This window comes from Holdemania massiliensis AP2, from assembly GCF_000327285.1.
Taxonomy (GTDB): Bacteria; Bacillota_I; Bacilli_A; order Erysipelotrichales; family Erysipelotrichaceae; genus Holdemania; species Holdemania massiliensis.
In genome coordinates, this window is sequence record NZ_HE998567.1 from 391,239 (window position 1) to 416,557 (window position 25,319).

A 25,319-nucleotide genomic window follows, 5' to 3' on the forward strand; every position below is an offset into this window, starting at 1 on the left:
TTCACCTTTGCTCTCAAGAAGTTCTTAAATATAGGATAGAAAAGAAGCAAGGCGCTGTCAATGGAAAGCCATAAAAGAAAGCATGAGGAATGGACTATTTCGCTGCGCAGACCGTTTTCATGCGATGAATCAATCAAGAAAACGGAAAGAACAAAAAAAGGGTCAGTATGCAGATTCCTTATGCTTCCATTTATAAAATGCGGTATACTGGAAGAAAGAGCGGAGTGAGACAGATGAAAAAATTTATGGATGAAGATTTTTTACTGCAGAATGAAACAGCGAAGCGATTGTATCATGAGGCGGCGCAGAAGATGCCGATCCTCGATTATCACAATCATCTGGAACCTCAGGTCATCTATGAGGATCGATGCTATTCCGATATCGCCGAAGTGTGGCTGGGGCGCGATCATTATAAATGGCGGGCAATGCGAGCGGACGGTGTGAATGAAGAAAAGATTACCGGTAAGGCCAGCAATCGTGAGAAATTTAACGCCTGGTGCGCAACGATGCCAGATTTAATTGGCAATCCACTATATCATTGGACGCATTTGGAATTAAAACGATATTTTGGAATCGACGCTTTGATCTGTCCGGAAAATGCAGATGCAATTTGGCAACAGACTCAGGCGCTGCTTCAGACACCGGCGTATTCAACTCGCAATCTGCTGCGGAAGATGAATGTGAAAACCCTTTGCACAACAGACGATCCGCTGGATGATCTGCACTGGCATCGTGGGTTGAAGGATGATTTTGAAATTCGTGTGCTGCCGGCATTCCGGCCGGATCCCGTGCTGAATTTGGATCAGCCTGATTATTTAGAGTATATCGGCAGGCTGGAAGCCCTGACGAGTGAATACTGCGGCCAGTGGTCAGGATTAAAAACCGCCTTAAAAAAGCGAATGGATGTTTTTGGTCAGCACGGATGCCGTTTGAGCGATCACGCCCTGGATGGAAACTTTTATGCTCCGGCAAAGGATCAGGAAATTCAGGCGATTCTGGACTTGAAAAAAGCCGGACAACCTCTGACTTCACTGCAGCTGCGGCAATATCGTGGGGCTATTCTTATCTTTTTAGCCGGAGAATATGTGCAGCGCGGCTGGGCGATGCAGCTGCATATCGGAGCACTGCGCAACAACAATACCCGAATGTTCAAAACACTGGGTGCGGATACCGGTTATGACAGTACGGATGATCCGATGATTGCCGCTCAGCTCAATGCTCTGCTCGATGCGATGGAACAATCGCAGGGTGTTCCGAAGCTGATCCTGTATAGTTTGAATTCCAAGGATTATGAAGTTTTGGCTACGGCAGCCGGTAATTTTCAGGATGGAACGATTCCCGGAAAGATTCAATTGGGTTCGGCGTGGTGGTTCTGCGATCAGAAACGCGGGATAGAAAAACAGCTGGGTACGCTGGCTGAGGTTGGCTTGTTATCACGATTTGTCGGCATGCTGACGGATTCCCGCAGTTTCCTGTCATTTCCAAGGCATGAATATTTCCGCAGAATCTTGTGCAACAAGGTGGGAACTTGGGTGGAGAATGGTGAAGCGCCGCAGGATTGGGCTTTGCTGGAAAAGCTGGTTCAGGATATTTGCTATGATAACGCAGTCCGTTATTTTGATTTCTGAGAGGATAAGTGTAAAGAAAGAGAGTCAAGGGATCTTGGCTTTTTTTCATTCATCTATAAAAAGCGATGAAATGATCTTACACTATGTTGCAAAGCTGAATAGTGTATGATAGAGTGGAGATAACTTCAAGGGGAAAGGAAGATCAATATGAAAATCAATCAGCTTTGGATCCAAGAACAAAATGCTCAGTTCACATACCAATGTCAGATGTTCTTGGAGAAAGATGAAAGTTTCTGGCTGTCGGATCAAATGCTTATCGATACCCTCTCCAAGCAAAATGAACCCATTCCTTTTACGGTTTCAGAATCAGAAAAATTATTGTTTCGGGCAAATGCGCGTCAAATTACACCGCGGCTGGATCAGGCCGGCGAAGTGCTTCTCTGTTATCATGGCCAGGCTGAAGGGTGGGCGAATGTTCACCAATCAGGATTACTGGCGATGAATTTCTATTCCGTCTATTTCCCTCAGCAGAGAAACTTTTCCATGATTCCTTTTCTACTTGTCTATCAAGGCCGGCCCGGTCATGTCATGCTGGAAGGAAAATGGGACGAAACAATCCAGGGCTGGCGAAGTCAGGGTTTGGCTGGGGATCCCGGCCACTTTGTCATCATGGATCCGGCAATTCGGCGCGTGCAGGAAAATAATGTGGCTCAGTTTACTTATTTTGATGCCTCCGAAACAGCGTTGGTTTCCACGATGCTCAATGAAGTAGAACAGATCTTAGCCGACTACCAGCAGGCCTACGGCAGCCGTTGTTTACCGAAGCGGAAAATGATCTCTTTCAATCTTTACGACGATGGCAATTCCGGTGCTTTTCAGCGCGGCGACTGGACTTTTTATACGCGGATTCTGCCTGGAAAGGAGTATGATGAATTGCATATCCAGCAGATGATCGGTATCATGGCGCATGAATTCGGTCATCTCTGGTTTACCGGCGCGGATATTTCATCATGGGAGGACTGGCTGAATGAAACCGGGGCAGAATGGGCCTGCCTGCGCTATTTAATGAAGCAGAATCGACAAGCTCTGCTGAAGCAGAAATTGAATCGGCTGCTTGCTCTTTACGCGCAGGTTTCACCAATCCGCACGCCGGACCTGAAAAACAATGCGCAAAGCGTTCATATTAAAGGAACAGCGTTGTTTCTGAGCTTGGCTTTGCGGCATGGCGTGGAGGTTGTTGATCAGCTGTTGTATTTGCTCGCCGAGCTGCCGGAAAAGACGACCGCAGGCCTGTTAACCCAAATTCGGCAGAAGCTGTCTGCCCCATTGGCAGAAGAAATCGAATCTCTGCTGGATCAATCCGACTTTGGACTGACGGCAAAGGATTCGGCTTTTGAGCAGGTGCTGCATGTCAGGCTGACAGACTGACGGCATTCTGTTACCATCGCGGTTCACAAAAGCGAATTCAGGCATAAGACCAGATAAAAAAGAAAGTAAAGAAAAAGGAGACGCGCATCTCCTTTTTTAGTTTAAAACGCATTCATTAAATTGTCTTACCCGCGACATAGCCGGTTCTGACCGCTTCCAGGACGCTGCCGATGCCTTGCGCATCGCCGATCGTAATGACTTCATCACACAGATCCTGAATTTGATCCGCAAGAAGGGCATTAGGGCGATCTCCTACGGCGATGATAACATTATCTGCCGGAAGTGTCTGACAGCCTTGATCGGATTCAATGACAACCGCCTGATCCTGAATTTCGACACATCGTGTGTTCAGCAGCGTATTGCAGTTCAGATCGCGCAGATGGGCTTTGAGAATGAAGCGGGTCGTTTCAACCATCTTTCCCATTAACTGATCGCTCATTTCAACAATCGTCACATTTTTTCCTGCCTCCAGCATCCATTCCGCCGTTTCACAGCCGACCGAGCCGCCGCCGAGGATCACAATATTTTCGCCTGTCGGCTTTCCCATCAAGGCTTCCTTGGCATTCATAACAGACGGCTTGTCAAAACCTGGAATCGGCAGAGCCGCAGGCAGAACGCCGGTCGCAACAATGACGGTGTCCGGCTTTAAGCGCGCCACTTCCTCGCGGGTAATCGGATGATTCAGCGCTACTGTAAAGCCGCGGTATTCAGCCTGGACTTCCATATAAGGAATATAATCAGCTAAATTTTGTTTGTAAGGCGGAACGATGGCCGGGATCAGCTGGCCACCCAAACGGTCGGTCGCTTCATAAACTGTGACATGATGACCGCGGATCGCTGCGACGCGGGCGGCTTCAATACCGGCCGGACCGCCGCCAACAACCATGACATTTTTGATCTTTTTAGCTGCCGGAAGGGATGCATCGTTGTCATCATGACCCAATACGGCGTTGCCGCTGCAGATCAGTTCGCCGTCATGATGCAGCTGATTGTCCATGCATTTCTGGCAGCCGATACATGGCCGGGCATATTTCCAAGTTCCTTCCATGATCATGTTCGGACGATTCGGTTCAGTCAACAAGCCCCGGCCCATATGGATGAAATCGCATAGGCCCTGCGCTAGGGCGCCTTCAGCCAGTTCTGGATCATAAGTCCGGCCGCCGGAAATCAGGGGAAGGGTAATGGCCGGAACACCGCGGCCTTCCAGATTTGGGCGGTCTTCATTTTCCGCAATCGTTGCTTTGCGGATCATTCCGGCTAATGGGAAAGTCATGCCTTTCGCCTGGCCGCCGGCGGGAATATCTTTCAGCGTTGCGACATCGCTCCAGTCGCAGGCGATGACTTCAATCGCATCGGCTCCGGCCTGCTGGACTAAATAACAGTTCAGCAAGCCGTCCATAACGCTGACGCCGCCGTTTAAGCCGCCGTCAACAACATTCATTTTGATCAGCACTGGGAAATCCGCACCGCACCGGGCTTTGATTTTGCGGATAATATTGCACGCGAAGCGGGCGCGGTTGAAAGCATTTCCACCGTATTCGTCAGTCCTTAAATTCGCCGTGGCTGAGAAAAACTGCGCGACTAAATAGTAACCGGCGCCATGCACTTCGACAGCGTCATAGCCAGCCTGCTTTGCCCGATAGGCCGCATCGGCAAATTTATCTTCCAGAGCCACGATTTCATCGTGCTCAAAGGCCCGCGGCGTTTCTCCGGTCAGACCGGTCAGAAAGCTGTACGGCATGGCAACGGCAGAAGGGGCAACCGCCGGCTGATGAAGCTGATGCAGGACATCCAGATTTGCCCCGCGGCCAGCATGGCTGAGCTGTATCGCGCATTTTGAACCATATTTGTGAATCACATCGGTGATCCGGCGGAATCCCGGAATATACTTGTCGTCGCTGAGGGCAATGTATTGCGCGGTATTGATGCCTAACGGAGGATCGACACAGGTGACTTCGGTAATGATCAGGCCGGTGCCGCCTTTGGCGTTTTCGGCATACCGGTTGACGATGGCGTCGGTGACAAACCCGTCTTTTCCGGCGTCGGTGCCCATAGGCGGCAGAACGATGCGGTTTTTCAGTCCAAGCGAACCGATCTTGCCGGGGGAGGTGAGGATAGGGAATAAATTGGACATAAGAATAATTCTCCTTTCTGTGAATGTGATTCACATTTTGTAATTTCATTATATCGTCTTGTGCATAGATTATCAAGATAAATGTGAATTTAGTTCACATTTGATTTCTGAAATCTTCGCAGCGGTTGACACGCAGAATTCGCTGAGCTATAGTTAAGCTCAGAAAAGAGGGATAGTATGCCGCGATCTGCCCGTTACAGCACGACGCACCAGCAGCTGAAAGAACAGGCGCTGGCGTTGTTTTTGGAAAAAGGCTACGAACAGACAGGAATTCAGGAAATAACGGAACGAGCTGGTGTGGCTGTCGGTTCCTTTTACCGTCATTTTTCGTGCAAGGAGGAAATCTTTGTCGAGATCTGGGATGAATACGCGGCCAATAATATTCGCCAGACTTTAGAAAAAGTTTCACATATAGATAATCTGAAAGCTTTTCTGGATATCTTAATGAGCGAAAATGAGAAGTTTGCCCAGGATCCGATCACGGCAGCGTTATACTCCACACAGACTTCGCTGATCAGTTCGCATCGGGTTGAAAGCTTTCCGCAGATCGCAGAATGGTCGATGCGCTATCGGATTGAGATTCAGCGGCAGATTCAGCGCCATCTCCCTTCGCAAAGTGAGCAGGAAGCCGTAACTCAAGCTAATATTGTCCACTGTCTGCTTAACAGCTACGCCATGCGCTATGCGGATCGGCTGCAGCGGTTTACTTATCATGCCCGGCCATTTCGTCAGATTTTATATGCGATGCTACAGCTGGACGAGGATTCGGAAACCTGATTTTTAAACAGGAAGGATCTAAGAACTGGGAAATTTGAAAAAATTTTCCTTTTATGATCCTTTTTTCGTGTTTTTCCTGCATTCGCTGGTTGAAAACGCAGGGGGAATGTGATAATCTAAACATGCTTGTGAATCATCACAGCTAGAGGTGCGGAGATTAAGAGTACGCAGACTGAGGCCGAAAGCCATAGACGTCTGATGGAAAGGATGATCCGCCGAAGCCGTTTTGTCGCAGAAACGGCTGGGGGCCTATCAAACAGGTAGGTCACTGTCTTTGTAAAAAATGCCATTTTACAAAGGAGCACTATCTTAAGGCATATAGGGATGAATGATGATTTCCATTGATCTTTACATGTTTTAGGATGTAAAGATTTTTTTTATTCAAGGAGGAAATTGTATGCGCAGAAAAACTGCCAAATCATTCAAAATGCCCCATACCTACGTTATTATCTTCGGCATGGTGCTGCTTACAGCCCTGTTGGCCAACGTTGTTCCGGCCGGGGAATTTACCCGTGTGCTGGATGAAGCCAGCGGAAAAATGGTCGTTGTTGCCGATTCTTTTCATTATCTGCCGAAAACCGGCTGCAGCTTATTTGAAATTTTCACTTCGATTCAGTTAGGCTTTATTGACGGGGCTCAGATTATTTTCTTCATCGTCTTTGCCTATGCGTTTGTTTATATGCTGTTGAAGAATGGAACTTTTGACGCCGTGGTCGGCGCGGTTCTGCGTAAGATTGGAACGCGCGTGCATCTTCTGATTCCGATCTGCATGATCGCGTTTGGCGTTTTGGGTTCAACGATTGGTCTGTTTGAAGAAACCTATGGACTGCTTCCAATTTTCATTTCCATTGCGATTGCCTTGGGCTTTGACGCCATCGTCGGCGGTTCGATTGTCTACATTGCGGTGGCCGTTGGCTTTGCGGCGGCGACGATCAATCCGTTTACGATCGGCATTGCGCAGGAAGTTTCCCAGGTTCCGCTGTTTTCCGGCTTAGGTTATCGGGTACTCTGCTTTCTTGTTTTCATGGGAATCTCAATTCTTTATGTCTGGCGGTATGCGGAAAAAGTCAGAAAGCACCCGGAAACATCCATTTTAGCGGGCGAACAGCTGAACTTCCGCGAAGTGGGCACGAAGGAAGAACTGATGAAGCGAGACTTCACAATGACGCAGAAAATTTCCGGTTTATGCTTTATCTTCACGGTTGTGATGCTATTGATCGGTACGATCCAGCTGGGATGGTATATCAATGAAATCGCCGCTCTGTTTATTATTATGATGATCGTGATCGGTTTAATCTCCCGTTTTACGCCAAGTCAGATTGCGCAGTATTTTATTGAAGCGGCGAAGGATATGATGTTTGGGGCGCTGATCGTTGGTTTAAGCCGGGCAATTCCCGTTATTATGGACAATGCGCATATCATTGACACGATTGTCTACTGGCTTTCAACGGGATTGGCGCAGTTTCAGGGGATTGCCAGCGCACTAGGCATGTTGTTTGTGCAGAATATCATTAATTTCTTTATTCCGTCCGGCGGCGGACAGGCCGTGGTCACGATGCCGATTTTGGCGCCGGTATCCGAAATGGTTGGGTTAAGCCGCCAGATTGCTGTGCTGGCTTTCCAGTTCGGCGATGGCTTCTCGAATATTTTCTGGCCGACTTCGGTCTTCATGATGTGCGGCATTATGGGACTGCCGGTCAACAAGTGGTATAAGTTTGTAACGCCGCTGTTCGGTTTGTTATTTGCCGCAGAAATTGTTCTGCTGATCGGCGCTGTTCTGATCGGCTATTAACAACAGGAGGTGCACTCAATGGAAATGAATTTAGATGTTCTGCGCGAAGCGCTTTACGCTAGGGAAAATGAGATGGCTGCCCAGTTTGAAGCGGTGCGGGAAGCAATCTACGCCCATCCGGAACTGGGATGTGAAGAAGTCTGGTCGGCTGATTATCTGTGTGAGCTGATGCGCGGCTATGGCTTTGCGGTTACGCGGCCGTATGGTGGGCTGGACACTGCATTTCGGGCTGAACTGAACTGTGGGGAAGGTCCGAAGATTGCTTTTTTGGCAGAATATGACGCGCTGCCGGGCTATGGCCCTGACCATGATCAGAAGGCGCATGCCTGCGGGCATAACTGGATCGCGGCCTCGACGCTGGGCGCTGCGGTGCTGTTAGCGCAGTTTAAGGAGCAGTTCAGCGGTTCGATTGTGCTGATCGGAACCCCTGCCGAGGAAACGCTGGGGGGAAAATGCGATCTGGTAGAAGCCGGCTGCTTTGATGATATCGATGCGGTCTTTCAGATGCACTTGGGGGCTGAAAACAATATTCATGTCGTTTCGCTGGCCATGGATTCGCTGCAGTTTGATTTTGTCGGCAAGGCCGCGCATGCGGCAGCTTATCCGCATTTGGGCATCAATGCACTGGATGCCGTGCAGCTGACTTTTGCGGGGATCAATGCCCTGCGTCAGCACATGCCCAACGATGCGCGGGTGCATGGGATTGTGACCAACGGCGGAGCAGCCGCTAACATCGTACCGGAAACGGCATCCTGTCAGTTTTATATCCGGGCTAAGACCCGCGAAACGCTGGAAACCTTAACTGAGCGGATCATCAACTGTGCCAAAGGCGCGGCGCTGATGACAGGGGCGTCCCTGAATGTTCACAATTTTGAGAATTCCTATGATGATCTGGTTTACAGCGAACCGCTGCGGAAGCTGTTAAAAGAAAATCTGGAAGCGCTGGGGGTAACGAACTTTGTTCCTGAATCCAATGAAGCTTCCGGCTCCACCGATATCGGCAACGTTTCCCATGTCTGCCCAACGGTTTACTGTGAAATTGAAACCGGTGCCTGTCCGCCGGTCTATGCTCACAATGAAGATTTTCTGGCTTTTGTGCATGGCGTCAATGCCGATTCGTCGCTGCATACGGCGATCAAAGCGATGGCGTACAGTGCTCTGCAGGTTTATCGCCAGCCGCAGCTGCTGAAAGAATCAGCTTTGCCGCGTTAAACCGGACGAACCTTAGATGAAAAAAGACTGCCTTGATTTTGCATCAGGGCAGTTTTCTTGTTTTGATAATGCTGCAAGTCAAACTCTTACTGTCATTGGATACGAACTCTTTCTATACCTCCTTTTGATTCCTGATCCACCTTCAGCAGCAAGAAAAAGAAGCAGATTGGGCAGGCAGAAGCTTGTGTTTGGTCTGCCGGATGTTTATAATCTTTTTAGAGTCGTCAGACTTCAAGGAGGACGAGAAATATGAAGCGAATTGTGACCATTCAGGATATATCCTGCGTCGGGAAATGCTCGCTGACGGTGGCGCTGCCGATCCTTTCCGCGATGGGTGTGGAAACGGCGATCATTCCGACAGCAGTGCTGTCGACCCATACGATGTTTCAGAACTATACGTTTCATGACCTAACGGATGAAATTCAGCCGATTGCTCAGCATTGGAAGCAGGAAAAGCTGGATTTTGCGGCGATTTATACAGGCTATCTGGGATCGAAACGCCAAATCGAGCTGATTTCTGATTTTTTTGATCAGTTTAAAACGGAAGAGAATCTGATTTTTGTCGATCCGGTGATGGCGGATAATGGCAGGCTGTATCCGTTGTTTGATCTGGACTTTGCCCATCAGATGGCCCGACTGTGTGCCAAGGCGGATATCATTGTTCCAAATTTAACCGAAGCTTGTTTTCTGACCGGAACAGAATATCGGGAGGATTATGATGAAGCTTATATCGAGGCTTTGCTTAACAAGCTGGCGGCGTTGGGAACCCAACGGGCGGTAGTGTTAACGGGCATCGCTTTCCAGCCGGGAAAAAACGGCGTTGTTGGTCTGGACATTCAAACCGGGGAAAGAATCGCGTATGTTCATGATCGCATCCCGGTCAGCTACCATGGTACCGGTGATATTTTCTCCAGCACGACTGTCGGTGCATTGACCTTGGGAAAAAGTCTGCAGGAAGCGCTTGAGATTGCGGCGGATTACACCGTATCCTGTATACGCGAAACGATGGAGCATGATCAGCAGAAAAAGTATGGCGTTAATTTTGAATTGATGCTGCCGCAGTTAATCCATCGGCTGGGTCATTAGGTTCACTTTCCCGAACGTCTGTCCCGGAAGGCGGGCCTGAAAGGTCAATCAACAGTAAAAAAAACTTGAAAATCAGCGGTTGGATCGGTAAAATTACATTGACTGGAAAAGGCCGTTGTGCTATTATTATCACGTTGTATGCCCCTCTGATGGCTGCAACCGCTCATAACAGGGCTTTAAGACAAAAGCTTGTCCCCTGCGTTGGCGAGTCTCTTTCAGAAATACATGAATAAATGAACGGAGGTGCAAGTCATGTACGCAGTAATTGAAACAGGCGGAAAGCAGCTGCGCGTTGAAGTCGGCCAGTCTATTTTCGTAGAAAAGCTGGACGTTCAGCCGGGTGAAGAAGTTGTCTTCAACACCGTTGTGCTTTATGCCAACAGAACAACAAAAATCGGTACGCCGTATGTCAAAGGTGCTAAGGTAACCTGCAAAGTTGAGAAACAGGGTAAGGAAAAGAAGATCACGGTCTTCAAGTACAAAGCCAAGGACGGTTCTTCTCACCGCAAACAGGGTCACAGACAGCCGTATACGAAGCTGACCGTTGAAGCCATCGAAGCTTAAGACTTTATGATTCGGATCAAGATGACTGAACGTCAGGGAAAGGTGGAAACCTTGCTGGCGGAGGGTCATGCAGGCTACGCCGAAATGGGACAGGATCTTGTCTGTGCCGGCGTCAGCTGCATTACGATCGGAACCAATAATGCTCTGGATGAATTGGCTCCCGGGACGTTTCAAACGGAAACACGGGAAGGGTTTTTGAAAATTCGGGTTTTAAATCCCGAGGATCCGAAGACTCAGCTGATTCTCCGAACAGCCTGGATTCAGCTGCAAACCATTGCAGAGAGTTATCCAGAATTTATAAAACTTAAAAAACAGGAGGTGTAAGCCATGAAGTTAGTATTGAACATTCAGTTGTTCGCTTCCAAAAAGGGTGTCGGTTCTACAAAGAACGGCCGTGATTCTCAATCGAAAAGACTGGGAGCTAAGAAAGCGGACGGACAGTTTGCGACAGCGGGTTCAATCTTATACCGTCAGCGCGGCACAAAGATTCATCCGGGTGTGAATGTCGGACGCGGCGGCGATGATACCTTATTCGCAAAAGTCGACGGAACTGTAAAATTTGAACGCGTAGGCAAGGATAAGAAGAGAGTTTCTGTTTATCCTGCAGCGTAAGTCAACAAAATCCCCGGTTGGGGATTTTTGTTTGAGGCATAACGATCAAGGTTATTCTAAGAAGAAAGGAGGCGTTTTCCATGTTTATAGATCGTGTTAAAATGAAATTGAAAGCCGGTAACGGCGGCAACGGCTTAGTTGCTTTCCGGCGTGAGAAATATGTTCCGTTAGGAGGGCCAGCTGGCGGAGATGGCGGAGATGGCGGCGATATTATTTTTGAAGCTGACAGCAACAAATCAACATTGCTGGATCTGCGCTATTCCAAACAGCTCGTAGCCGGCAACGGAGGGGTTGGAAAACCCAAGAAGATGCACGGCGCGGATGGCGACGATGTGATCGTCAAGGTGCCGTTAGGAACGCTGGTCAAGGATCTGGCGACAGGCGGACTGATCGCCGATTTAACCAAACCCGGACAGCAGGCGGTCATTGCCAAAGGCGGCAAAGGCGGCCGGGGCAACTGGCATTTTGCTTCAGCCCGCAATTCGGCGCCGGAGTATTGTGAGCAGGGAGAAAATGGCGAAGCCAAAGAAATTCAGGTGGAATTGAAACTGTTGGCGGATGTAGGACTGGTGGGTTTTCCTTCCGTAGGGAAATCAACCTTGTTATCAGTCGTTTCCAAAGCCCGTCCGGAAATTGCGGATTATCCGTTTACGACGATTACGCCGAATCTGGGAATGGTTCAGGTTCCTGACGGCCGTTCGTTTGTCATGGCCGATCTGCCGGGTCTGATCGAGGGCGCCAGTGAAGGCAAAGGACTGGGACATCAGTTTCTGCGGCATATTGAACGCTGCCGGGTTATCGTTCACGTCGTGGACATGGGCGCCAACGACGGTCGGGATCCGTTGGAGGATTACCGGATCATCAACAAGGAATTAGAACAATATGAGCTGCGGTTAATGGAACGGCCGCAGATTGTATTGGCGAATAAGATGGATCTGGAGGGTGCGGAAGACAACCTAAAACGATTTAAAGAAGCCTATCCTCAAGTGCCTGTCTATCCGGTCATTACTTTGATCGCAGAGGGTCTGGATGAAGTGCTTTACAAAGTTGCTGATTTGCTGGAAACAACGCCGGAATTCCCAATGACCGGCGAAACGGAAACGGAGGAGGGCGTCTTGTATAAATTCGTACCGAAGGCTCCGGATTTCACCGTTACCAATTTGGGCAACCATCAGTGGCGTTTGGAAGGCCCGAAGGTCGAAAAGCTGTTCAAGATGACGGACTTTGAAGTGGAATCCCAGGTGTACCGCTTTGCCCAGTCGCTGCGCAAGCTGGGGGTCGATGAAGCCCTGCGGCAGAAAGGGGCAGAAGACGGCGATCTGGTATTTATTCAGGATTACCAATTTGCTTTTGTTGAATAATCAATCAGAGGTGCATTGCGCCTCTTTTCCTTTGATCAGAGAGGAGCTGAGTTGATGACGATTTTACGGCTGGCACAGAAAACAGATTTGCGGGCGTTATTAACCCTGTATACATATTTAGGCGACAATCCAATCCCCCAGGATCGGGATAAGCTGGCGCGATGTTGGCAAACGCTTCTCAGCGATGAGCGGACCTCGATCATCCTCGCTCAAACGGCAGATCAGGTGGTTTCGACATGCACGCTGACCGTGATTTTGAATTTGACGCATGATCTGCGTCCTTATGGATTCATCGAAAACGTTGTCACCTTGCCGGCATATCGCAAACAGGGGCTGGCAGGGCAATGTTTGGCGGAAGCCGTGCGGATAGCTCAAGCTCAGAATTGTTATAAAGTTGTGTTAACGACCGGTTCAAAAAGGCCTGAAACGTTGAATTTTTATCGGAACGCCGGATTTAATGATTCGGATAAGACCGCTTTTGTTCGCTGGCTGTAAAACGTTCTGAGTTTTTGATTAGGTCCGGTTTCCAATTCACGTAAAGAAGAAGGCTTTCCGGCATTCTTCCAGGACGTTTTTAATGGAAAAGCTTGGCGGCCGGAAGCTTGATCTTGGCTTTGGATTGCTGCTTGAGTACGTAGGATCTAAAAAGGCAGAATTAGGACAGCGGGGGAATTGCAGCGCCGATGGATAAACGTATGGTGTGCGGCATGAAATTATGGTAAAATAAACGGCAGGTGATAACATGATAGCAATGATTAAGGGAACGGTATTTGCCGTGGGTTTGGATTGGATCATCATCGAGAACCAGGGCATCGGATATAAAGTGTTCTTTTCCCGCCCGGAAACGGTAAGATTAAACCAGGAAGTCCGCGTTTTTACATATCAGCACGTCCGTGAAGATGAATTCAGCTTGTTTGGGTTTTTATCTATGGATGAACAGGATCTTTTCGTCAAGTTGATCTCAGTAAAGGGATTGGGACCGAAGACGGCGATGAATATGTTGGCGGCGGCTACCTACCAGCAGATGGTGCAGATGATTGAACAGGGCGATGTTGCGGCGCTGAAGAAAATGCCGGGAATCGGGGCCAAGACAGCCTCGCAGATCATCCTTGATCTCAAAGGCAAGCTTGTCCGGGAAGAAACGAACGAGGGGACTGCCAGCCAGGCGATCGAAGATGCATTGGAAGCGCTCAAAGCTCTGGGATACAAACAGAACGAATTAAGCGGCTTGTCTAAAATCATGCGCGAGCATCCGGATAAGACGACCGACGAATATGTAAAGCTAGGTCTGCAGCATCTGCTGCAGCGGAAAAGAGGAGGATAACGGATGGATGAGGAACGGCTGCTTTCCGCCTTGCCGGAAGCTGGGGAAGATGAATCATCACTGCGCCCGCAGCGGCTGGCAGACTATATCGGCCAGACCGGTTTAAAAGAGAATTTAAAAGTCTTTATCCAGGCCGCTTTGCAGCGCAATGAAACGTTGGATCATGTTCTGCTGTACGGGCCTCCGGGATTAGGCAAAACGACCTTGGCTTACATTCTGGCCAATGAAATGGGCGGCAAGGTCCGTACGGCCAGCGGCCCCAGTATTGAACGCAGCGGGGATCTGGCTGCGATTTTATCGACGCTGGAACCGGGCGACGTCCTGTTTATTGATGAAATTCACCGGCTGCCGAAAATGGTGGAAGAAGTGCTGTATCCGGCGATGGAAGATTTCTGCATTGATATCGTAGTCGGCAAGGATTCCGGCGTGCGTTCCATCCGTTTGGATTTGCCGCCGTTCACCTTAGTCGGAGCTACGACACGAGCCGGAGATCTGACCGCTCCGCTGCGCGATCGGTTTGGGATCGTCAATAAGCTGGAATATTATGATGAAGATCAGCTTTCCCAGATTGTATCGCGGACTTCCCGTGTGCTCAATGTGGAAGCGGCGCCGGAAGCAGTGCGGGAGATTGCCAAGCGTTCGCGCGGGACACCGCGAATTGCCAACCGGCTGCTCAGACGGGTGCGCGATTTTGCGCAGGTTCTCAATCATGGCGTGATCTCGCTGGAGGTCGCCCAAACCGCTCTGGATCGGCTGCGCGTCGATTCCCTGGGACTGGATGATGTGGATATTCGCTATCTGCGGGGCATTATCGAACGTTTCCGCGGCGGACCGGTCGGTCTGGAAGCGCTGGCTTCCAGCATTTCAGAAGAGCCGATGACGCTGGAAGACGTATATGAGCCATATTTGATTCAAATCGGGTTTATCAATCGGACTTCCCGGGGTCGGGTTGCCACGCCGAAAGCCTATGAACATTTAAAAATCGCTTATCATGATCAGCTGTTTGATCTGTAAGCGAACAAATTAGAATTAAGCTGCAAGCGAAAAAGAAAATGAAAAGGGTGCTGATCTATTGAAATCAGCACCCCTTTTCATTTTGTGGATGGAAGTTCGCTTTGTGCAGACATCCTTTGTTCCTTTATTTCTGCAGCCTGTTGGCTTATCCGGCCGGACTGGCCTGCAGCTTGCTGACGCAATGCAGACGATCTTCACCCCGGCAATAGCGCAGGGCATTTTCCTCGCTTAAAATTACCGGCATGCGGTCGTGAATGGATTCCAGTTCAGGCAAAGCAGGGCGGGTCATGATGACAAAATGCGGACCATCCGCTTCTTCATGATAGAAGCCAGCCATGCACAGCAGAGTCTGGTCCGGCATCGTAAACAACATTTTCCTGCGGCTGGGCTTTTCCCATTCATAGTAGCCGCTGGCACAGATGACACAGCGGCGATGGCGCAGACTTTCGCCGAACATCCGCGAGCGCGGTGCTGTTTCAGAGCGGGCGTTGATCACCAGCCTTTTTTGCGTCGGATGGGAAAACCCCCAGCGCATCGGGGTCGGCGTCAGTTCATCTGCCTGTTCTGACAGAAAGCAGACCGGCGTGAGCTGAGAGGGAAAAACCTCGCCCAAGCTCAGTTCTGAAAGCTGTTCTTCGCCGAGCTGCATTTCAAGCAGCGCCAGCAGCGAACGAATCCGCGCATTGTTCTGATCAAAAAATAAATAACGTCCGCACATGATTTCATCCTCATTTCTCAATAAACCAGCGATTTTCGCAAAAGTACAGGTACCGTCGCTGCCCCTGGGAAAACAGACAGGTGTAGCGCAGGCCGGCGCCGCCGCTTTTCAGGGAAGCCGCAGGACAACGCTGAACGATCTTCTCTATCTTATATTTTAACCCATTTTCCCAAAGAATAAACAACGGGATAAAGCTGCCGTCCTCTTCCCAGTTCCCATTGACTCGTACATACTGCTTTTCCATGAAAATATCGCTCCTCTCTGTTTCTTATTTTACTTGAAAACTATTCAATATCAAGACTTACATGAACAAATTTAAAGGATAAACCTGGAATACTTGAAAAAAGTTCCGATAAGCCGTTGAAAAAACAGGAAGATTCCGTTACAATGAATCCAAGGTGGTGATTCCGATGTATTTTAAGGAAAATCTGAGATATCTCAGAAAAAAGTATCATATTACACAGAATGACCTGGCAGAAAAATTCGGTTATAAATCATTTACAACCATTCAGAAATGGGAAGACGGCACTTCGATGCCGAAGATGAGCATCCTGCAGCAGCTGGCGGATTTCTTCAATCTGACGATTGAGCGGCTGATCAATCAGGATCTGACGCGCGATGAAATGTCCGGCGTGCGGGTGCCGGTTTTGGGCAGTGTCAAAGCGGGATATGATCACTTTGCGGAACAGATCGTTGAAGATTACGAATGGGTCAGTCCGGATGAAGCGAGGGGCGGCGAGTATTTTTATCTGGACGTTGTCGGGGATTCGATGAAGAATGCCCGGATTGAGGAAGGCGACCGCGTTTATATCCACCGGCAGAATTCTGTCGATAACGGTCAGATCGCGGTGGTGCTGCTGGAAAATGATGAAGTGACGCTGAAGCGGGTCTTTTATAAAGACGGAGATATGATTCTGCAGCCGGAAAATGACGCGTATGAACCGATTGTCGTACCGTTAAAGGACGTCATGGACCGCAGAGTACAGATTTTGGGCCGGCTGGTGCACAATAAAATCCGCTATTGAGGAATGGGAAAAGCCAAGAGGCAAACATGAAGATCGTTCGGTTCTGGATGAACTGGGCGGTCTTTTCAATTGAGCTTGTGTTGCAATGACAGCGGTTTCAAGGTAAACTTATACAAGAAACGAAGGTGGAAAGAATGGAAAAATATATTCTGGCGATCGACCAGGGAACGACCAGCACCCGGGCGATTTTATTTGATCATGCGTGTCAGATCCGTGCTCAGGCGCAGAAAGAATTCACGCAGTATTTTCCCAAGCCCGGCTGGGTTGAACATGATGCGACAGAAATCTGGCTGAGTGTTCTGGCAGTGATGGCCGAGATCGTCATGGCCAGCGGCATTGATCCGGCGCAGGTGGAAGGGATCGGCATTACCAATCAGCGTGAAACAACGGTTGTCTGGGATAAGCAGACCGGTCTGCCGATTTATCATGCGATCGTATGGCAGTCACGCCAAACGGATAAAATCTGTGATCAGCTGAAAGCGGAAGGCTTAGAAGAGTGGATCCGGGCGAAGACCGGGCTGGTGATCGATCCGTATTTTTCAGCGACAAAAGTGAAGTGGATTCTTGATCATGTGCCGGGGGCACGTCAGCGGGCGGAAAACGGCGAACTGCTGATGGGCACGATTGACACCTGGCTGGTTTGGAAATTAAGCGAAGGCCGTTGTCACAGTACGGATTATTCCAACGCTTCGCGAACGATGATGTACAATATTTTCGATCTGAAATGGGATGCGGAAATTTTGGCAAAATTAGATATTCCAGCCAAGATGCTGCCGCAGGTACAGCCTTCCAGTCAAATCGTCGCCATGACGGCGCCGGTGCATTTTTTCAACCGGGAAGTCCCAGTGGCGGGGGTTGCTGGGGATCAGCAGGCCGCGCTGTTCGGGCAGGGCTGCTTTGAGGAAGGCATGGCTAAAAACACGTATGGAACCGGCTGCTTCCTGTTGATGAACACCGGTGAACAGCCGGTGGTTTCCCGGCATGGTTTAGTCACGACGCTGGCCTGGGGTGTAAATGGGAAAGTCAGCTACGCTCTGGAAGGCAGTATCTTTGTCGCCGGCAGTGCGATTCAGTGGCTGCGCGATGGCTTGAAAATGATCCGAACAGCCGCGGAAAGCGAAGCCTTGGCCACCTCGGTGGACAGCAGCGAGGGCGTGATTGTCGTTCCGGCCTTTGTCGGACTGGGCGCTCCGTATTGGGATGACAAAGCCCGCGGGGCGATCTTCGGGCTGACCCGCGGCACAACCCAGGCGCATCTGGCGCGGGCGACGCTGGAGTCGCTTGCTTTTCAGACTCGGGATGTGATCGAAGCGATGCAGAAAGATTCCGGCATCCGCTTAAAGACGCTCAAAGTCGACGGCGGGGCAGTCCGCAACAATTATTTGATGCAGTTTCAAAGTGATCTGCTTCAGACTCCTGTGGAGCGCGGCAAGATCAATGAAACAACAGCGCTGGGCGCGGCGTTGTTAGCGGGCTTGGCCGTGGGATTCTGGAAAAACCGGCAGGAAGCGCTGGCAGGGCTGCAGCTGGATCACCGTTTTGAGCCGCAGACCAGCGCGGCGCAGGCAGACCAGGATTACCATCGCTGGCAGCAGGCTGTGGCGTGCTGCTGTCACTACCATCCAGAAGGATAATCACTCAGAAAAAGGAGCGTATTAAATATTTATGGTGCTGAATCAGGAAGGTTTCAATCAATGGGCGGCGAATTATGATCAAAGTGTCGCACAGTCCCAACAGGAACAAAGCTATCCGTTTGCCGGCTATGATGAGGTTCTTGCGAGGATTGAAAAGCGGATTGCGGCGCATCCCGGAGCCTTGGTCTTGGACGCGGGTTTTGGTACCGGCGTTCTGACCGAACGTCTGGCTAGAGCCGGCGCTGTGCTCAGCGGATTTGATTTTGCTTCAGCCATGGTCGATTCAGTTAAGAAAAAACTGCCGCAGGCTCAGCTGTTTATTCATGATTTCAACGATGGCTGGCCGGCCGTTCTGGCCGAAGATCAGTTTGATTTCATTGTGTCTACTTACGCGCTGCACCATTGCGGCATGGCGGATCAGATCGACTGGATTCAGGCAATGACTGCGCATCTGAAACCGCAGGGACAGGTTCTGATTGGCGATATTGCCTTTGAGAATGAGGAAGCGTACAAGCTTTGCCGCAGGCAGGCGGCCTCACGGTGGGATGCGGAGGAAACGTATCTGACACGTGAGCAGCTTCAGTCCATTTTCGGCGGTCAGTTTACATGGGAGCGCTGTTCTTTCTGCGCGGCTTTGATGATCTTCAAAGCTTGTTAAGTGTTTAATTGAAATCGGAAATAGCTAAGAAAAGGGGGTAAGGTTATGCAGGCATTCATCTTTGATATGGACGGGGTTATTATCGACAGTGAAAAGGTGTATGAACAGGCCGATCAGAAGTGGTTTGCGGAAAACGGCATTCAAACCGACCGCATTGCGCTGCGGCAGTGTTTAGGATGTACGGATGATGTTAATTGGGGCATGATCGCGAAGTGGAATCCGGATCGGGATATCCCTGAAATTTATCGGCAATATCGTGAATTCTGCAAGGAGATCCGAGTGAATTACCGTCAAATTTACCGACCGTACGTACAGACGCTGATCGATCAATGTCATCAATATGGAATCCAGACAGCGCTGGCTTCCAGTTCGCCGATGGACAACATTCTGACGGTCATCCGCGACTGCGGCCTAGAGAATCAGTTTGATTTGATCGTCAGCGGCCGGGATCTGCCGCAAAGCAAACCCGATCCGGCGATCTTTCTGCAATGTGCCAAGCAGCTGGGCATAGTTCCGGCAGCGTGCGTGGTGATTGAAGATTCGTATAACGGCGTAACGGCCGGCAAACGCGCCGGTATGACGGTCATCGGTTTAGATGATCCGTATTTTGGTCAGGATCTGAGCGAAGCGGATGTTCGCGTTGAGGTCTTGGAACAGATCGAAATCACAGCTCAGGGTTTCGGCATCAAGGCCAGGGCTGCGTTATGAAATTATTGTTCGTGCGCCATGGTCATCCGGATTATTCTGAGCCCAAAGCGCTGGGATATCCGGGCTTCGGCAATGATCTGGCGCCTTTGGATGTATTAGGCCGGACACAGGCTGAACAGGCAGCACAGGATCCGCGGCTGAGACAGGGGCAGCTGATCGTCGCTTCCCCATTTACGCGCGCTCTTCAAACGGCGGCGATTCTTTCCCGCCGACTGGATCTGGATCTGCGCGTAGAAGTGGGACTGCATGAATGGCTGCCGGATCTAACCTATACGTATACGCAGATTGAAACGGTCGAGCAGGCCAGAGCGGAATTTGACGCCGTGCACGGCATTGCCGAGGCAGAAAGAAAAGGACAATGGGAAACGTGGGAACAGATGCGTTTCCGTGCGGAACGGGCACTGGCGCGCTATGCTGGTTATGAATGCCTGATCGTGGTCTGTCACGGACTTTTGATGCAGTGCTTTGTGGAGGAAAAAAAGATTCCCAACGGCGGGTTTTTTGAGGTACAATGGATGCCTGGACACACGCGTTGAGGGGAGGCGCAAAGCATGGAACGAATTTGTATTATCGGCTGTCCCGGCAGCGGCAAGAGTACGCTGGCATCCCGATTAGCCGCCGCCACAAACATCCCGGCGATTCATCTGGATCAGCTGTTCTGGAAAGAGAACTGGGTTCAGCGTACCGACGAAGAATTCGATGAGCTGTTAGCCGAGGCTTTAACACAGCCCCGCTGGATCATGGACGGCAACTTCGCCCGTACCCTGCCGCTGCGGTTGGGCTTTGCGGATACGCTGATCGTTTATGATCTGCCCAAATGGCGCAGTGTCGCCGGCTATTTTCAACGGCTGCGGCGCTATCGCGGAAGCACCCGTCCTGACATGACGGAGGGCTGTGCGGAAAAGCTCGATTGGGAATTTGTAGGCTACATCTTAAAATTTAAAAGACCGGATCTGACGGCTTTGCGGCGGGAATTTCCGCAGCTGACGATACTTCGGCTGCACTCGCACCGCCAGGCAGAAAGCTGGCTGGCGCAGCTGGAAAAACAGTTTAAATCGTAATAGCGACAGCCTCAGTCAAGGATTTTGAAAGTTTGTCAGAAAGAAAGAGGGTGAATATAATGCTTGAACTACGTCCATTGACAACCGCAGACGGCGAAGCAGCCTATATGTTTCTGCAGGCTTTCGCGCCGGATGAAAACGGATTTGAAAATCCCTATCGCGGCTGTTCAAAAGAAACCTTTTTAACCCAGGAGCTGCCGTTGATTTTAGATCATGCTCAAGGGCGGAATCTGAAAGAAAATTATGTTCCGGAAACCTGGTATTTTCTGTGGGACGACGATCAGATGGTCGGTCTGTTTCGGATTCGGCATTATCTGACGGAAGCGTTGGCCCAGGGGGCAGGCCATATCGGTTACGGCATTCATCCGGATCACCGCGGCAAGGGCTACGCGACGCGCGGTTTGGCGCTGGCCGTCGAAGAAGCGGCGAAACTGATTCCGGAGGATGAAGTCTATCTGTCCTGTCACAAGGATAATCCGGCTTCGCTCAGGGTGCAGCTTAAAAACCATGCGCGGATCGATCATGAGGATGAAGTGGAATATTATACGCGGATTCCGCTGCCGAAACACCTGCATCGTTAATCTAAAAGTCTGGCGGAATCAGAAGAAACACCCTTCTGTCCGCCAGACCTTTTTACGGATTCTTTTTTGGATTTAACGCGGTTAGAAATTGTGATTTAGCTTAAACCAGCGAATCAAAAAGGCGGCAAACCAGCTGACCAGAACCTCCTGCGCCATCATTGGCGCAAGCCAATGCAGCTGCTGAAGCAGGGAATTCTGACGGTGCAGCATCTGATCGCAGAGGCTGCGGCATAACAGGATGCGGTCAGCTTTGCCGATCAGCGTCAATAACGACTGCCGGGTTGTCTGTTGAAGCAAACTCTGATACAAGGAACGCTCAGTCTCCAAAGCTGGACTTCCGGCGCTGAAAAATTTCGCGGCTTCAATAAGAAAGGTTTGCGGATCGAGAAGTGTCTGAGCCTCTTTTTTCATGAGCTCAGCGGCAAGCTCCATCATCCGGACAAACAGCGTTTCAAACGAATCGCCTGGCGCTTTGAGAATTTTATCCAGCAGGACGTTCTGCGGCCACAGCGTATCAATAAACGGATGATCGGAGTCATCCAGCTGACATTGAAATAAAGTCAGCTCGCGCACCAGAACTTCGGCCAAAGTTTGAAGCGAAGGGGTCAGGGGAGTAAAGACATACCGCTCACCGATCCGTTGGCCGAGAAATTTCTGCGCGTCAAGCACGCCCAGCTCACGGTTGCGTTTCAGGATCATCGGATCAAAGGATAAAAAGGATCCAAGATCGCGCGACGGGCTGAGAACCTTGACCTGCGGCAGTTTTTCCAGCGTTGGATGAATTGGACTTTGATAATGCAGATTGACGGCGATGACCCGTTCCGCTCCCATCCGTAACGCTAAGGCAATCGGCAGGTTGTCCTGATAGCCGCCGTCGATATATTGCTGCCCGGCGAATTCGTAGACAGGAAAAGCGGGAAAGCAGGAAGCTGAAGCAATCAGATAATCCTTGATCTGACCTTGGGGAATTTCCTGCTTTGTCAGCTCGACTGCCTGCAGGGAAGGATAGCGCACCGTGACGAGACCGAAATCAATCGGGGACTGCCGCAGCTTCGGCTCGTCGACTAACCGGGCGATCCTGTCTTTTAACGGCGTGTTGTCAGCGCCTTTGGCATTGACGTATTTTTTCAGAAATGGCGCGATTTTCTGTTTGTTCTCCATGATCGCGCTGAGCTCCAGATCCATTCCGTCCTTTATCACATCATCAATCCGCAGATTTTCCCATAAGTCGAGAGCCGCCTGGTAGTCCTGCTGGACAATCAGCGCGCCGTTTAAGGCTCCGATGGAGGTGCCGGTTACGATATCCGGCGTCATGCCGGCTGCCCGAAAGGTCTGCCACACCCCGATTTCATAGGCTCCCCGTGAACCGCCTCCGCATAACACCCATGCTGTTTTCATCGTTAATCTCCTTTTGATGTTCGATTGTTTTCTCCTGCTATGTATTATATAATAACGGCGCAGGTTTCGATACGCTGAATTGTTCTTTAGATGTTGAACCCTGAGTTTCATTGAAGGAAAGGAGCGGATGGCGTTGAAATTAATCCATCACGCGGTCTATTTTATCAGCTGCATGGCGATTTATATTGCTTTGTTCTGGATCGAATGCCAGGTTGTGCCGGTCGTACTTCAGCTGTGTCTGCCATCAGGATGGCTGGGAGTGCAGTGGGCTGCGCTGGGCTTGTTTTTACTGTTTCCCAATCCGCAGCTGACCTGGATTTTAGGTAATTCGATTTCCCGCCGACTGTCGCCGGGCGCTTGATTTGACATCAAGTTTCACTTTCTTCGTGCATACGCTGTACGGGAGGTGAAACTTTTTTATGTTCCATCGAAAAAACAGGCTGCTTTTGATCGAAGTGCTGACGCTGGTAGCCGCCGGGTTGATCATGATCGCCTCCAGCTCGGTGTACTGGGCGGAGTTTAAATATCACAATCCCTGGTATTTTGTGCAGCGTCAGGCGTTATTTGCGGTTTTAGGATTGTTTGCGATGAATCTGACCAGCCGGCTGAACATTCAGAAGCTGCGGGAAAAACAGAAACCGATTCTGATCGGCTGTTACATCGCTTTGGCGCTGGTGCTGATTCCGGGGCTGGGCGTGCAGCGCAACGGATCGCGCAGCTGGTTCGGCGTCGGCAGCTTTTTGATCCAGCCCTCTGAGTTTTTCAAGCTAGCGCTGATCTTGTCAGTGTCGGATTATCTTGCCAAGAAGGATCGGATCAAGAGTCTGCGCAAAGATTTGCTCGTCCCGTTGTTTCTGACGATGCTGGGGTTTGGCTTAATTTTGCTTCAGCCGGATTTCGGCAGCGGTCTGGTCATGGTCTGCAGTATCGTTGTAATTGTTTTGGCAGCCGATGCCCCGTTTAAATATTTCGTGCGGCTGGGCTTATTGGGCGCGGCGGGATTAACGGCTTTGATCCTGGCTGCCCCTTACCGCATGGCGCGCATCATCTCCTTTCTTGATCCTTGGAAGGATCCGTTAGGCAGCGGGTTTCAGATTATTCAGTCGCTGTTTGCGATTGCCCCGGGCGGGTTGTTGGGAGCCGGCTTAAACCGGTCGATGCAGAAGCATTTCTATCTGCCGGAGCCGCAGACTGACTTTATCTTTGCGATCACGGCGGAGGAGCTGGGCTGGATCGGCGCGTCGTTAATCATCGTCATTTACCTATTCATCATATTGGAAGGCGTGCGGATCGCTAAAGGGGCGCATGATCCATTTCTGTGCTATGTTGCGGTCGGGATCATCAGCTTATTTGCGATTCAGGTGATGATCAACCTCGGCGTCGTCGTCGGATTGTTCCCTGTTACCGGCATCACGCTGCCATTGATGTCCTATGGAGGCAGTTCCTTAGTTATGATTATGGCGTCTTTGGGTATCTTAATGAGTATTGCGAAGGCATAAGCGACATGCGGGTGGGCGTGAAGGGGGATGTATGCTATAATAAGGCAGATAAAAAAGAAAACGGAAAAAGGAGTGAAACGCAAATGCGCGTATTAATTGCGACCGGCGGTACCGGCGGTCATATTTATCCGGCGCTGGCGCTGGCGGATGCGATGAAGGAAAAAGATCCGAAAACGGAGATTCTGTTTGTCGGTACGGCCAACCGGATGGAAGCCACGGAGATTCCCAAGGCGGGCTATCGCTTTGAAGCGATCAAGGCCAAGGGCTTAAATGGTTCAGCGCTGGCCAAGGTGCAGGCGATCGTTCAGCTGGTTCATGCTTATTTTGCCTGCCGTAAAATTGTCCGGCAATTTCGTCCGGATTATGCGATTGGTTTTGGCAACTATATTAGCGCCCCGGTCATTCTGGCAGCGCATTTCGCCCATGTGCCGACGATGCTGCATGAACAGAATTCCTATGCCGGTAAGGCCAATCGGTTTCTTGCGCAGTACGCTGATAAAATTGTCGGCTGCTATCCTGAGAATCTGCAGCAGTTTCCGGCTTCAAAAACCCGGATTCTCGGCAATCCGCGGGCCAGCGTTGCGGCGCAAGCCCAGCGGGATCCGCAGGTCGTTCGGCAGCTGGGCTTGGATCCAACAAAACCGTTGATCGTTGTGGTCATGGGTTCGCTGGGCTCGGAAAGCGTCAATGCCGTGATGGTTAAAGCCCTGAAGTCAATGGCCGGCAAGGCCTATCAGGTATTGTATGTCACCGGCCGGGCGGCTTATCAACAAGTTCAAAGCCAGGGCCTGGAATGCGCAAACATCAAAGTTGTTGAGTATATCGACGGGGTGCGCGTGATGGTCAATGCCGATCTGGCCGTTGTGCGGGGCGGGGCGACCACAGCTGCCGAAATCACGGTTTTGGGTCTGCCGGCGATCATTATTCCCAGTCCCTATGTTCCCAATAACCACCAGGTGCTCAACGCCAAAGCGCTGCAGGAGGCAGGGGCAGCGCTGATGATTGAAGAAAAAGACTTGACAGATGCGGAAATTACCGCAAAAATAGAGGGTGTTATTTTTGATCCGATCCGTTTGGAAGGGATGCGTGCTGCGGCGAAGCGGTTAGGCCATCCGGATGCAAACGAACAGATTTACAACTGGATTCAACAAGGATAAAAGGTGAT

The 25,319-nt window shown here is 50.4% G+C and carries 28 protein-coding genes, 1 riboswitch and 1 other annotated feature; of the genes, 24 read left to right on the forward strand and 4 right to left on the reverse strand.

The window, feature by feature from the left end; all coding sequences use genetic code 11:
• Window positions 1–233: 233 nt before the first annotated feature.
• Together uxaC and BN162_RS01865 are read left to right on the forward strand one after the other, a co-directional pair.
• Window positions 234–1,628 carry a glucuronate isomerase gene (uxaC, locus tag BN162_RS01860; RefSeq protein WP_040451315.1) on the forward strand — a complete coding sequence of 465 codons (1,395 nt, stop codon included), beginning with the start codon at window positions 234–236 and terminating at the stop codon, window positions 1,626–1,628.
• 147 nt (window positions 1,629–1,775) lie between these two features.
• Window positions 1,776–2,996 carry a hypothetical protein gene (locus BN162_RS01865; protein WP_020223357.1) on the forward strand — a complete coding sequence of 407 codons (1,221 nt, stop codon included), beginning with the start codon at window positions 1,776–1,778 and terminating at the stop codon, window positions 2,994–2,996.
• Between the two features lie 115 nt (window positions 2,997–3,111).
• Here BN162_RS01865 and BN162_RS01870 read toward each other — a convergent pair whose 3' ends face one another.
• The gene (locus tag BN162_RS01870; RefSeq protein WP_020223358.1) at window positions 3,112–5,130 is read right to left on the reverse strand and encodes an oxidoreductase; all 2,019 of its coding nucleotides are present in this window, start codon (window positions 5,128–5,130) and stop codon (window positions 3,112–3,114) included.
• Window positions 5,131–5,307: 177 nt separating this feature from the next.
• On the opposite strand from BN162_RS01870, the gene BN162_RS17585 reads away from it, so the two are divergent.
• From BN162_RS17585 to ruvB, 12 genes are all read left to right on the forward strand, one after another.
• Window positions 5,308–5,907: a TetR/AcrR family transcriptional regulator gene (locus tag BN162_RS17585; protein ID WP_020223359.1), complete on the forward strand. Its 600-nt coding sequence runs from the start codon at window positions 5,308–5,310 to the stop codon at window positions 5,905–5,907.
• Window positions 5,908–6,042: 135 nt separating this feature from the next.
• A riboswitch (Lysine riboswitch) is annotated at window positions 6,043–6,222 on the forward strand.
• 82 nt (window positions 6,223–6,304) lie between these two features.
• Window positions 6,305–7,699 carry a YfcC family protein gene (locus BN162_RS01880; protein WP_020223360.1) on the forward strand — a complete coding sequence of 465 codons (1,395 nt, stop codon included), beginning with the start codon at window positions 6,305–6,307 and terminating at the stop codon, window positions 7,697–7,699.
• A gap of 18 nt (window positions 7,700–7,717) precedes the next feature.
• A complete protein-coding gene (locus tag BN162_RS01885; RefSeq protein WP_020223361.1) occupies window positions 7,718–8,911 on the forward strand; it encodes a M20 family metallopeptidase in 1,194 nt (397 codons plus the stop codon).
• A 16-nt stretch (window positions 8,912–8,927) separates the two neighbouring features.
• Window positions 8,928–9,164 carry a hypothetical protein gene (locus tag BN162_RS18510; RefSeq protein WP_147612129.1) on the forward strand — a complete coding sequence of 79 codons (237 nt, stop codon included), beginning with the start codon at window positions 8,928–8,930 and terminating at the stop codon, window positions 9,162–9,164.
• A complete protein-coding gene (locus BN162_RS01890; protein ID WP_020223362.1) occupies window positions 9,161–9,997 on the forward strand; it encodes a pyridoxamine kinase in 837 nt (278 codons plus the stop codon). The genes BN162_RS18510 and BN162_RS01890 overlap by 4 nt, the downstream gene beginning before the upstream one ends.
• Window positions 9,998–10,144: 147 nt before the next feature.
• Window positions 10,145–10,219, forward strand: a sequence feature (ribosomal protein L21 leader region).
• 30 nt (window positions 10,220–10,249) lie between these two features.
• Window positions 10,250–10,561, forward strand: a complete 312-nt coding sequence (gene rplU, locus BN162_RS01895) for a 50S ribosomal protein L21 (protein WP_020223363.1) — start codon at window positions 10,250–10,252, stop codon at window positions 10,559–10,561.
• 6 nt (window positions 10,562–10,567) lie between these two features.
• Complete coding sequence (locus tag BN162_RS01900) at window positions 10,568–10,885, forward strand: ribosomal-processing cysteine protease Prp (protein ID WP_020223364.1); 318 nt, start codon at window positions 10,568–10,570, stop codon at window positions 10,883–10,885.
• Window positions 10,886–10,888: 3 nt separating this feature from the next.
• Window positions 10,889–11,173, forward strand: coding sequence for a 50S ribosomal protein L27 (gene rpmA / locus BN162_RS01905; RefSeq protein ID WP_020223365.1), 285 nt, complete (start codon window positions 10,889–10,891; stop codon window positions 11,171–11,173).
• Window positions 11,174–11,253: 80 nt separating this feature from the next.
• Window positions 11,254–12,534: a GTPase ObgE gene (gene obgE, locus BN162_RS01910; protein WP_020223366.1), complete on the forward strand. Its 1,281-nt coding sequence runs from the start codon at window positions 11,254–11,256 to the stop codon at window positions 12,532–12,534.
• Between the two features lie 54 nt (window positions 12,535–12,588).
• Window positions 12,589–13,029: a GNAT family N-acetyltransferase gene (locus BN162_RS01915; RefSeq protein WP_020223367.1), complete on the forward strand. Its 441-nt coding sequence runs from the start codon at window positions 12,589–12,591 to the stop codon at window positions 13,027–13,029.
• A gap of 247 nt (window positions 13,030–13,276) precedes the next feature.
• Window positions 13,277–13,858, forward strand: a complete 582-nt coding sequence (gene ruvA / locus BN162_RS01920; RefSeq protein ID WP_020223369.1) for a Holliday junction branch migration protein RuvA — start codon at window positions 13,277–13,279, stop codon at window positions 13,856–13,858.
• A gap of 3 nt (window positions 13,859–13,861) precedes the next feature.
• A complete protein-coding gene (ruvB, locus tag BN162_RS01925; RefSeq protein ID WP_020223370.1) occupies window positions 13,862–14,872 on the forward strand; it encodes a Holliday junction branch migration DNA helicase RuvB in 1,011 nt (336 codons plus the stop codon).
• Between the two features lie 145 nt (window positions 14,873–15,017).
• On the opposite strand, the gene BN162_RS01930 is transcribed toward ruvB, so the two are convergent.
• Both BN162_RS01930 and BN162_RS01935 read right to left on the reverse strand, forming a co-directional pair.
• Window positions 15,018–15,590, reverse strand: a complete 573-nt coding sequence (locus BN162_RS01930; RefSeq protein ID WP_020223371.1) for an SOS response-associated peptidase — start codon at window positions 15,588–15,590, stop codon at window positions 15,018–15,020.
• Window positions 15,591–15,600: 10 nt separating this feature from the next.
• Window positions 15,601–15,834 carry a hypothetical protein gene (locus tag BN162_RS01935; protein WP_020223372.1) on the reverse strand — a complete coding sequence of 78 codons (234 nt, stop codon included), beginning with the start codon at window positions 15,832–15,834 and terminating at the stop codon, window positions 15,601–15,603.
• A gap of 166 nt (window positions 15,835–16,000) precedes the next feature.
• Here BN162_RS01935 and BN162_RS01940 point away from each other — a divergent pair, with 166 nt between their 5' ends.
• The 7 genes from BN162_RS01940 (at window position 16,001) to BN162_RS01970 (ending at window position 21,257) form a co-directional block, all read left to right on the forward strand.
• Window positions 16,001–16,615 (forward strand): LexA family protein, encoded by a 615-nt coding sequence (locus BN162_RS01940; RefSeq protein ID WP_020223373.1) that lies wholly within the window; start codon window positions 16,001–16,003, stop codon window positions 16,613–16,615.
• A 134-nt stretch (window positions 16,616–16,749) separates the two neighbouring features.
• On the forward strand, window positions 16,750–18,249 hold the full coding sequence (gene glpK / locus BN162_RS01945) for a glycerol kinase GlpK (protein WP_020223374.1): 1,500 nt from the start codon (window positions 16,750–16,752) through the stop codon (window positions 18,247–18,249).
• 31 nt (window positions 18,250–18,280) lie between these two features.
• A complete protein-coding gene (locus BN162_RS01950; RefSeq protein ID WP_020223375.1) occupies window positions 18,281–18,907 on the forward strand; it encodes a class I SAM-dependent methyltransferase in 627 nt (208 codons plus the stop codon).
• A gap of 45 nt (window positions 18,908–18,952) precedes the next feature.
• A complete protein-coding gene (locus BN162_RS01955; RefSeq protein WP_020223376.1) occupies window positions 18,953–19,615 on the forward strand; it encodes an HAD family hydrolase in 663 nt (220 codons plus the stop codon).
• A complete protein-coding gene (locus tag BN162_RS01960) occupies window positions 19,612–20,151 on the forward strand; it encodes a histidine phosphatase family protein (protein ID WP_020223377.1) in 540 nt (179 codons plus the stop codon). Before BN162_RS01955 ends, BN162_RS01960 begins: the two co-directional genes overlap by 4 nt.
• Before the next feature lie 15 nt (window positions 20,152–20,166).
• Window positions 20,167–20,676, forward strand: a complete 510-nt coding sequence (locus BN162_RS01965) for an AAA family ATPase (RefSeq protein ID WP_020223378.1) — start codon at window positions 20,167–20,169, stop codon at window positions 20,674–20,676.
• A gap of 59 nt (window positions 20,677–20,735) precedes the next feature.
• Window positions 20,736–21,257, forward strand: a complete 522-nt coding sequence (locus BN162_RS01970) for a GNAT family N-acetyltransferase (protein WP_020223379.1) — start codon at window positions 20,736–20,738, stop codon at window positions 21,255–21,257.
• Between the two features lie 81 nt (window positions 21,258–21,338).
• Here BN162_RS01970 and BN162_RS01975 read toward each other — a convergent pair whose 3' ends face one another.
• A complete protein-coding gene (locus tag BN162_RS01975) occupies window positions 21,339–22,655 on the reverse strand; it encodes a patatin-like phospholipase family protein (protein ID WP_020223380.1) in 1,317 nt (438 codons plus the stop codon).
• A 127-nt stretch (window positions 22,656–22,782) separates the two neighbouring features.
• Between BN162_RS01975 and BN162_RS01980 the strand changes: the two genes are divergently transcribed.
• The 3 genes from BN162_RS01980 to murG all read left to right on the forward strand — a co-directional run bounded on the left by BN162_RS01980 (window position 22,783) and on the right by murG (window position 25,311).
• Complete coding sequence (locus BN162_RS01980) at window positions 22,783–23,016, forward strand: hypothetical protein (protein ID WP_020223381.1); 234 nt, start codon at window positions 22,783–22,785, stop codon at window positions 23,014–23,016.
• Between the two features lie 58 nt (window positions 23,017–23,074).
• On the forward strand, window positions 23,075–24,154 hold the full coding sequence (ftsW, locus tag BN162_RS01985; RefSeq protein ID WP_020223382.1) for a putative lipid II flippase FtsW: 1,080 nt from the start codon (window positions 23,075–23,077) through the stop codon (window positions 24,152–24,154).
• 83 nt (window positions 24,155–24,237) lie between these two features.
• Window positions 24,238–25,311 carry an undecaprenyldiphospho-muramoylpentapeptide beta-N-acetylglucosaminyltransferase gene (gene murG, locus BN162_RS01990; protein WP_040451328.1) on the forward strand — a complete coding sequence of 358 codons (1,074 nt, stop codon included), beginning with the start codon at window positions 24,238–24,240 and terminating at the stop codon, window positions 25,309–25,311.
• Window positions 25,312–25,319 lie beyond the last annotated feature (8 nt).